This is a genomic window from Nocardia asiatica NBRC 100129, from assembly GCF_000308415.1.
GTDB classification, from domain to species: domain Bacteria; phylum Actinomycetota; class Actinomycetes; order Mycobacteriales; family Mycobacteriaceae; genus Nocardia; species Nocardia asiatica.
Window position 1 is genome coordinate 1 of sequence record NZ_BAFS01000090.1, and the last position, 7281, is coordinate 7281.

6 protein-coding genes and 1 pseudogene are annotated in these 7281 nt (G+C 70.0%); 2 read left to right on the top strand and 5 right to left on the bottom strand.

What is annotated here, in order from left to right; all coding sequences use genetic code 11:
- Window positions 1-678: 678 nt before the first annotated feature.
- From ON27_RS09345 to ON27_RS09355, 3 genes are all read right to left on the bottom strand, one after another.
- A complete protein-coding gene (locus ON27_RS09345; RefSeq protein ID WP_043722589.1) occupies window positions 679-1680 on the bottom strand; it encodes a hypothetical protein in 1002 nt (333 codons plus the stop codon).
- A 144-nt stretch (window positions 1681-1824) separates the two neighbouring features.
- The gene (locus ON27_RS09350; protein ID WP_083887458.1) at window positions 1825-2826 is read right to left on the bottom strand and encodes an NlpC/P60 family protein; all 1002 of its coding nucleotides are present in this window, start codon (window positions 2824-2826) and stop codon (window positions 1825-1827) included.
- 283 nt (window positions 2827-3109) lie between these two features.
- On the bottom strand, window positions 3110-3679 hold the full coding sequence (locus tag ON27_RS09355) for a C40 family peptidase (RefSeq protein ID WP_043722596.1): 570 nt from the start codon (window positions 3677-3679) through the stop codon (window positions 3110-3112).
- A 594-nt stretch (window positions 3680-4273) separates the two neighbouring features.
- On the opposite strand from ON27_RS09355, the gene ON27_RS09360 reads away from it, so the two are divergent.
- Both ON27_RS09360 and ON27_RS09365 read left to right on the top strand, forming a co-directional pair.
- Window positions 4274-6088, top strand: a complete 1815-nt coding sequence (locus ON27_RS09360) for a DEDD exonuclease domain-containing protein (RefSeq protein WP_051046380.1) — start codon at window positions 4274-4276, stop codon at window positions 6086-6088.
- A gap of 5 nt (window positions 6089-6093) precedes the next feature.
- Window positions 6094-6369 (top strand): Lrp/AsnC family transcriptional regulator, encoded by a 276-nt coding sequence (locus ON27_RS09365; protein WP_043722599.1) that lies wholly within the window; start codon window positions 6094-6096, stop codon window positions 6367-6369.
- 7 nt (window positions 6370-6376) lie between these two features.
- On the opposite strand, the gene ON27_RS09370 is transcribed toward ON27_RS09365, so the two are convergent.
- Together ON27_RS09370 and ON27_RS09375 are read right to left on the bottom strand one after the other, a co-directional pair.
- Window positions 6377-6667, bottom strand: coding sequence for a hypothetical protein (locus ON27_RS09370; protein WP_043722601.1), 291 nt, complete (start codon window positions 6665-6667; stop codon window positions 6377-6379).
- Window positions 6668-6823: 156 nt separating this feature from the next.
- Window positions 6824-7281: pseudogene (locus ON27_RS09375) on the bottom strand (anthranilate phosphoribosyltransferase); the annotation flags it as partial.

The window sequence follows — 7281 nt, forward strand, 5'->3', positions numbered from 1 at the left end:
ACCGGGGGTTGGGGTGCGCTGGGGGCGTTGGTGGTGAAGTGCGGGCATTGTGCACTTGGCTGGGGGCGGTGAGTGGATCGGTCGGTGATCGCGCATCACTTCGGCGTGGAGATCGAGTGTGGGCGTCGCTGTCGCAGGCGGTAGCTCGCTGGGGGGCTGTGTTTGATTTGCAGCGCCTGCGGCGCTGCGACCGGCGGATGCTTGGTCTCGCTTCGCTCGGAACCGGGGGTTGAGGTGCGCTGGGCGCAACCGCCCACGCCGCTGTCGGCGGCCTGATGGATGCGCCGCCGCGCCGGGGTCGAGGTGATCGGCTGGTGCGCAGTCTCAGGGACGCCTTGCCGGAATGCGGCGTGATACCAGTGCCGTCAGCCCGGTCGCGACGTGCTCGGCTCGGAATCGACCCCCGCCGCTCGCCGAGACGTGCGGGCGATCTTGTGTGGGACCGTCGCCAGCACCGCGCCTCTAGGGCTGCCCGAGTTCGTTGTCCGGTCGTGGCTCGAGCGTTTCGGTCCTCGGGCCCGGCCGCCGTACGTCAACTTCGAGATCGGCCTGGGGAGACCGACCTGGCGGGTCATAGTCGCTCGGACTCCCAGAGGGAATTTCGTAACGATGAGACCTCGGCTCGGCGGGAAACGGGTCGCACCACGGTGCCCGCTGGTGAGTCGGGGAAGATCGGTGTCAGGCGGTCCGGGCTCGCAGCCAGGCGCGCCAGTCGGTGATGAACTCGGCGCGGGGGACGCCGAGGACTTCGCGGAGGATCTGGTCCTCGGTGGATGGGTCCTGCTTGCCCGCCGCGATGCGGTGGTAGAGCTCGACCAGACGCGGCCGGTCGTATTTCTCTGCCACGAATGCGCAGATCGACCATGCCTGTTCGTACGTGAAGGCGGCGTCGGGGCCGGAGAAATCCGTATCGGCGGGTAGATCGTCGGGAAGCCGGCCCGCGTGCGCATGTGCGGTGAGGGTCGGGGCGACGTCGGCGAATCGCAGGACCTCGCGATGGTGAGCGGTGTAGTCGGCGAAGCCTTCCAGCATCCACAGCGGGGCGCCGTCCACGGTGTCCGCGCGGGCCGCGATATGGGTGAGTTCGTGCCGCAGCAGACTCGCCATGCCCTCCGGATCGAGGCGGCGCCCGGTGTCGGGACCGAAGACGACGCGTTGGCCGGTGGGCCGGCTGCCCCGGGTGAACGGGTCGGCGATCGAGGCGGCGGCGACCTCGGAAGGCAGCAGATCGGCTGAGCGCAGCAGAGCGGCGAACTCGGACGGGGACGAGGCCACCACGACGAGGGCGGACTGCGCCCACCCGGGCCCCCACACGTCGGTCACCGCGCTGACGGCGTCCGGGAGTGCGCGCTCGAGCACATCGATCTCGATCCGCTGATCGGCATGGCCGACGACCAGGGACTGCCGCCCGTCACCGGTCGGCACCTGGCGGGCGGCGATCGGTCCGAACGGTTCGACGACGCGCCGCACCTCCGCCAGCCTGGGATCGGCGGCCGCGGCTGGATCCACCGCCTCGGTGGTGCCGGGTTGCGCGGCTCGCAGTTTCGGCAGCACCGTGTTCGGCAGCATGATCAGCGCGACGCACACGCCGGTCAACGCCATCAGCATCGCGACGGTGAGACAGAACTCGAATCGCCGCCGAGCCGACCACCACTCGCGCAATCGCCGCATCCCGCTCATCGGCCGACCCCGGCCAGGGACATGGCCGCGCCGTCGAGACGCCGTGCGAGGACCGGTGCTACGAATCGACCGCGCGGGTGGCTCATCGGCGTACGTTGCGAGTCGGTCGTGCCGTGGATGGTGCGGTTGGCTCGCTCACGACGCCTAGTATCGCCGAGCCGAATGGTAGGGCGTCGAGCTGATGGGCGCGACGGCGACGGGAACGCCGAATGTGGAGGCGTGCAGCATGAGTCCGTTGCCCGCGTAGATGCCGACGTGCGAGATGTCGGAGTAGAAGAACACGACGTCGCCCGGCTGCAGATTCTCCTTGGCGACGGGGGTGCCGTAGGTGGCCTGCTGCGAACTCGTCCTGGGCACGTTCTTACCGACCTGCTTGAACGCCCACTGGACCAGGCCCGAGCAGTCGAACTGGTTCGGACCGGTGGCGCCCCAGACGTACGGGTCGCCGACCCGCGTGAGTCCGGCGGCCAGCGCGCTGGTGCCGCTGCCGGGAACGAGACCCTGCAGCAGGGTGTCGCGGTCGAAGCCGGGCGGGAACGGCGAGCCGGCCAGCGCCGCCTTGTCCTTCGCCGACAGCGCGCCCCACGCCTCCACCACTTCGGCGACGGCGCCGCCCAGGTCGTCGCGCTTGCGCTCCAGGTCGATGCGCACCGCGTCCGCTTTCTGCGCGGCGGCGCGGGCGGCGTCGGCGGCGCTGCGGGCCGCCGATTCGGCCGCGGTCGCGGCGTCGGTGGCCTTCGTGTAGTGCTCGAGCTGCTCGGAGGTCTGCGCGGACACCACGTCCAGCGTGGACATCTGGTCGAGCAGTTGTTGCGGCGAGTCGCTGACCAGCACGGCGAACAGGCGGTTGGTGCGGGCGCCCTGGTAGGCGGCGATCGCGGTGCGGTCGATGACGGGCTGGTAGCGGCGGACTTCGTCCCGGGCGCGGTCGACCAGGTCGGTGCTGGCGGCGAGCCGTTCGTCGGCGTCGCGCTGTACGGCCAGCTTGGCCTCCAACTCGGCTTCCGCGCCCAATGCCTGCTGGTTGAGCTGCTCGGACTGCCGAGACAGATCGATCATCCGCTGCACGGCTTCGGTGGCGGTGGTGGGCAGCGCGACCGGATCGGCCCCGGCCGGACCGCCGCCGTAGAGGCCCGCGGCCAGCATTCCGGCTGCCAGCGTTCCCCCCAACAGACGTTTGGTGTGCTGTTTCCGGTGATGCTCAGCCACAGCCCGCAGTGCCCCGTTCTCTCGTGAAGCGATCTCTCGTGAAACCGACGCAGAGTCCTTCTCGAATCCCGAGGTTTGCGCGCCGCGCACTCGGGTGTCTACCAAAAGGTCTCGGTTAGGTTACGGAACGGCCGTGGTCGATGTCCAGCAGAGAACGAAACGATCACAGGCCGTTCGGGCGGTCGGGTCGCGGGATCGCGGCCCGACCAGCTGCTTCTTCTCAGAACCGGCGAGCGCCCGCGATCGGCATGGAGGAGATCGGCGCCACCTGTACGGGCGTGCCGGAGGTGGACGCGTGCACCACGTTGCCGTCACCGGCGTAGAGGCCGGAGTGGCCGCCGCCGTAGAACGAGACGAGGTCGCCCGGCTGGAGGCTGTCCAGCGACACCGGGCTGCCCGCGGCCAGCTGCGCGCCACTGGTGCGCGGCAGCTCGACGCCGGCCTGGCGGTAGGACCACTGGACCAGACCGGAGCAGTCGAACGCGTTGGGGCCCGCGGCGCCGTAGACGTACGGGGAGCCGACCTTGCTCAGCGCGGCGTCCAGGGCGACCTCGCCGGACGACTTGGGGGCGACGAAGGGGAGGGGAGCGGGGCCCGGCAGCTCGAGGCCCGGGAGAGCCGGCGGGACCGGGATCTCGTTCGGGACGTCGAAGGTTCCCACGCCGGGGATGGTCACCGGCTGGGCCGACGCGGGGGCGGCGGGCAACAGGAACGCGCCGATGGTGGCAGCGCCGACGGCCCCGGCGGCAACAGCGCGCTGTGCATGACGCTTGACGGCGTTGGTCGTCATGATGCGGTACTCCCAATCTGCCTCACGACGCCGCACCCGGTGGTGCCGCGGACTTCGTCGGCGCCGCACCGGTCGGCGCGGCGGACTCCGTGAGGTCTCGAAAAGGTTACGAACACATCACGGTCATTTGTAAAGCCGCCGGAATGCGAAAAGCCTATGCTCAACAATTTCTTGAGCTAATCGATGTGAGATATGTCCCATCGAATCACGAAAATATAACGGCAGAAAACTCCCACCCCTGGGCCGGGTTGTGAGGGGTGATGCGCCGGGTGGATTCGATCGAAGGCGCTCTGTCGCGAGTGGGGTCGTTTGGCCAGGTAGCGCCGGAAAAGGGGCCGTAGATCGCCGTATGGTCGCTCGTTCTTACGCTGTAGAGTCCGCCGTGAGCGACACGCCCGGCGGTGAAGGATCCCATGCCATCCGACGCGCCGCAATGTTTGATACAGTCATTTCCTTTATGTGATCTGGGTCTCTTCTTCGCATTTCTAGATCATTTCCCGGGTATCGCCCGTGAATCCGCACGGTGTTATTCGGCATCGTGCGGTGTGCTCGCGTGCCGCGTTCCTGTCGGACCCCGGCCCTACGCTGCACGCCGTGCCCGACCCCGCGCCGCGCCCGGCCGCCGCCCAGCAGCTGGCTTTCGACGAGCTCGACACACCTCTCTACGACACCACCTTCGTGGTCGTGGACCTGGAGACCACCGGCACCAGTCCCGGAAGCGACGGCATCACCGAGATCGGCGCGGTGAAGGTGCGTGGCGGCGAGGTGCTCGGCGAGTTCGCGACGCTGGTCAACCCGGGACGCGCGATCCCGCCCGCGGTCGTGCACGTCACCGGTATCACCACCGCGATGGTGTACGCCGCCCCGCGGATCGAGGCGGTGCTGCCCGGCTTCCTGGAGTTCGCCGCGGGCGCCGTACTGGTCGCGCACAACGCCCGGTTCGACATGGGGTTCCTGCGCGCCGCCGCGGCGCAGTGCGACACCCCGTGGCCGCCCGCGCAGGTGCTGTGCACCGTGAAACTGGCGCGGCGGGTGCTCGGGCGCGACGAAGCGCCCTCGGTGCGGCTGAGTTCACTGGCCCGGTTGCTCGGCGCCTCCACCCAGCCGACCCACCGCGCACTGCAAGACGCTCGCGCGACCGTCGACGTGCTGCACGCACTTATCGGGCGTGTCGGGAACCAGGGCGTGCACAGTCTCACCGAGCTGCTCGACTATCTGCCCGACGTCACGCCCCGGCAGCGCTCCAAACGAGTCCTCGCGGCCGACCTTCCCGCTTCGCCCGGGGTATATCTGTTCCGCGGTCCTTCCGATGAAGTCCTATATATAGGCACGGCCGTGAACTTGCGCCGCCGTGTCCGTAATTACTTCACCGGTTCGGAGACCCGGGGCCGTATGAAAGAGATGGTGTCGCTTGCCATTCGGGTCGATCATGTGGTGTGCGCGCACGCGCTCGAGGCGGGAGTGCGCGAACTGCGGCTACTGGTGGCGCACACCCCGCCCTACAACCGCCGGTCGAAGTTCCCCAAACGGGCCTGGTGGCTCACGCTCACCGACGAGCCGTTCCCCCGGTTCTCGGTGGTCCGGGAACCGAACCGGGATGCGCTGGGGCCGTTCAACTCCCGGAACGACGCCGTAGACCTGGGCATGATCATCGCCGAGTTCACCGGGCTGCGCACCTGCACGACACGGCTGTCCCGGAAGGCGATCCACCAGTGCCCGCCCGCACTCGTCGGCGGTTGCCCGGCGGGCTCCGGGGGGCAGGCGTTGGAAAGCGCGGAGTACGCGCCCGCGCCCGCACTGGTGCGCGCCCTGTTCGCCGGGCGCAGCGACGCGCCGATCCGGCTCATGCTCGATCGGATCGAAACACACTCGCGGGCGGAGCATTTCGAGGCCGCCGCGCGGCTGCGCGACCGTGCCGTCCGGGTGGTACGCGCCCTGCGCCGCACCCAGCGGCTCGCCGCACTGGCGCGCATAGCCGAACTGATCGCCGCGCATCCCGACGGCAACGGCGGTTGGGAGTTCGCGGTCGTCCGCTACGGCCGGCTCGCCGGTTCCGGCACCGCGCCGCGCGGGGTGCCGCCGATGCCCACCGTGGAACAGATCGTGGCCGCCGCCGAAACAGTGATACCCACCGCTGTTCCGGCGCCCAGCGAGAATTCGCTATCGGACGCGCCCGGCCACACCCGATCTCCCGCCGAAGACGCGCCACCGCTGCGAGGAGCGGCACCGGAAGAAGTGACGCTGGTGGCCCGCTGGCTCGCGCGGCCCGGGGTGCGCATCGTGCGCAGCACCGAGGGCTACCACGAGCCCGTGTTCGGCGCGGGGCGTTGGCTGGGCTGGGCAGAACTCGCCGACGCCGCGGTCCGCGCCCAACCCACCGAGCAGGCGTATCTCGACCGCTTAGGCTGAGCACCATGATTACCGCGATCGTCTTGATCCACGCCGACAACGGCCGCATCCCCGAGACCGCGCAGGCGGTCGCGGACACCGAGGGCGTCGCCGAGGTGTATTCCTGCGCGGGCGACGTCGACTTGATCGCGATCGTGCGGGTGCGCGACCACGAGCAGATCGCCGAGGTGGTGACCGGCCGGATCGACAAGACGCCCGGGGTCCTGCGCACCACGACGCACATCGCGTTCAAGTCGTACTCGCGGGCCGAAGTCGAGGCCGGGTTCTCGCTGGGCGAGTAGTCCCGGCTCAGTCCCCGATCAGGACGCTGCGCACCGCGAAATAGGCGGCGTCGTTCGGCGCGAGCACTTCGACGACCTCGCCCGCACAGCCCGGCGCGTCGTACAGGTGCACGACGCCGTCGGTGCGATTGCGGACCTCCACGTCGGACCCGTCGCCCACCTCGAGACAGCCGACCGGATTCTCGTGACTGAGACCTTCGGCGAACAAGGTGCCTTCGGCCGCGTGCGCCCCAGGCGCGGCGGCGACGATGCCCGCGGTGGCGAGAACAGCGTGTAGCGCCGGAACCGTGCGTCGCATATCTGTGCTCCTCGTCGGTCGAAGCGACCGGCACGGCGCCCGACGAACTCGGCGATGCGCCGGATTGCCCGATCGACGTTACCGGCAGCGACAGGACCGGCGAGGGCCTTCGCCCGGATCAGCGTGCCGGCGCCCGCCCGCCTCCGGCGACCCGCCTCAGCTGTCGCCGAGCGTCTGCGTCAGCTTCGCCCAGCGCTCCAGCAGCGCGGACGCGTTGCCCGCGTCGATCGTCTCGGCGGCGCGGTCGACGCCCGCGGCGAGCGCGGCGTGCAGGTCGGCGTCCGGATCGCCGGCGCCGCGCGACCAGTCGTAGGCCACGATCGCCGCGGCCGAATTCAGCAGCACCGCGTCGCGGACCGCTCCGCCGCGACCGGCGAACACGTCTCGCGCCACACCCGCGTTCACCTCGGCGTCGCCGCCGCGCAGCGCGTCCAGGTCGACCCGGGAAATGCCGACGCGGGTGGGGTCGATGGTGGTCCGGCGAGTCCGTCCGCCCGCGACGATCCACGCCTCGGTGGTGTCGGAGGTGGTGATCTCGTCGAGCCCGTCGTTGCCGCGCACCACCAGGGCGCTCGCACCGCGTTCGGCGAACACCCCCGCGATCACCGGCAGCA

Bases quoted from the DNA above. Each gene is read 5' to 3' on its own strand.
- ON27_RS09345 (WP_043722589.1), bottom strand. From the start codon at position 1,680: ATGAGCGGGATGCGGCGATTGCGCGAGTGGTGGTCGGCTCGGCGGCGA.
- ON27_RS09350 (WP_083887458.1), bottom strand. From the start codon at position 2,826: ATGCTGGCCGCGGGCCTCTACGGCGGCGGTCCGGCCGGGGCCGATCCG.
- ON27_RS09355 (WP_043722596.1), bottom strand. From the start codon at position 3,679: ATGACGACCAACGCCGTCAAGCGTCATGCACAGCGCGCTGTTGCCGCC.
- ON27_RS09365 (WP_043722599.1), top strand. From the start codon at position 6,094: ATGATTACCGCGATCGTCTTGATCCACGCCGACAACGGCCGCATCCCC.
- ON27_RS09370 (WP_043722601.1), bottom strand. From the start codon at position 6,667: ATGCGACGCACGGTTCCGGCGCTACACGCTGTTCTCGCCACCGCGGGC.